The organism is Polaromonas sp. P1_G4 (assembly GCF_056405475.1).
Window position 1 is genome coordinate 1 of sequence record NZ_JBFUCA010000767.1, and the last position, 1,460, is coordinate 1,460.

Genomic DNA, 1,460 nt, shown 5'->3' on the forward strand with positions numbered 1-1,460 from the left:
GATCGGGCCTTCAAGGCGGTAGGCGGCACACCCCGTTTTATCCAGCGCGCACAGGGCGCCTACTTCTGGGATGTGGACGGCCAGCGTTATATCGACTACATCGGTTCCTGGGGTCCCATGATCCTGGGCCACGGCCATCCGGCGGTCGTTGAAGCCGTGCAAAAAGCCGTGCTGGAAGGCTTTTCCTACGGCGCACCGACCGAGCGTGAAGTGGAGCTCGCCGAGGAAATCGTGCGCCTTGTGCCTTCGCTCGAGATGGTGCGCCTGGTCAGCTCAGGCACCGAGGCAGCCATGAGCGCGATCCGCCTGGCGCGCGGCGCCACGGGCCGCAGCAAGATCATCAAATTCGAAGGCTGCTACCACGGTCATGCCGACGCCCTGCTGGTCAAGGCCGGTTCAGGCCTGGCCACTTTCGGCAACCCGACCAGCGCCGGCGTGCCGCCCGAAGTGGTGCAGCACACCCTGGTGCTCGAATACAACCACCTCACCCAGCTCGAAGAAGCCTTCGCGCTGCACGGCAAGGACATCGCCTGCCTGATGATCGAGCCGATCGCCGGCAACATGAACTTTGTGCGTGCCAGCGTGCCCTTCATGAAGCGCTGCCGCGAACTGTGTACGCAGCACGGTGCCCTGCTCGTGTTCGACGAGGTCATGACCGGCTTTCGCGTGGCGCTGGGTGGCGCCCAGAGCGTTTACGCCCGCAGCATTCCCGGCTTCAAGCCCGACATGACGGTCATGGGCAAGGTGATAGGCGGCGGCATGCCGCTGGCCGCCTTTGGTGGCACGCGCGCCGTGATGGAGCAACTGGCACCGCTGGGCCCGGTCTACCAGGCCGGCACGCTATCAGGCAATCCTGTGGCCACCGCCTGTGGTCTGGCAACCTTGCGCGAGATCGCCAAACCCGGCTTTTACGAAGCACTGGGCGCCCGAACCCGCAGCCTGGTCACCGGCCTCACGCAGGCTGCCGGCAAGGCCGGTGTGCCGTTTTGCGGTGACAGCGAAGGCGGCATGTTCGGCTTTTTCCTGCTCGGCCAATTACCGCAGAACTACGCCACGGTCATGATGACCGACAGCCCTSCGTTCAATCGCTTCTTTCATGCGATGCTGGACAGCGGGGTGTATTACGCGCCGGCGCTATATGAAGCAGGCTTTTTGAGTTCGGCGCATACGGACGCGGACATCGAAGCGACGGTGGCGGCTGCGGCCAGGTTCTTCGCCGCCGGCTAAGGCAGCGCCCTGACCATATATTGCAGTATTCGGGCTTCAGCCCAATCAGGGCGGGCGCGAGCAGCTATTAAATCAATAGCGGCCGTACATTGATGCAGGGTTCAAGGTGCGGAAGTGTTCTTGCGCMGCCTCTGGCCTGTTCACCCAAAAGGGAAAAGGGACGCGTTATGCTATCAATTTGATAGCTGTTCGCGCCCATTCCCATTGGGCTATCGATCAAAAACCCTTAAAAC

General features: G+C 62.4%; 1 protein-coding gene. It reads left to right on the top strand.

Annotated features, from left to right (window positions below; genetic code table 11):
• Positions 1 to 1,227 (top strand): glutamate-1-semialdehyde 2,1-aminomutase (hemL, locus tag AC1D1X_RS23135; protein WP_477699321.1); only part of this gene is annotated, 1,227 nt, incomplete at its 5' end.
• Positions 1,228 to 1,460: the final 233 nt, after the last annotated feature.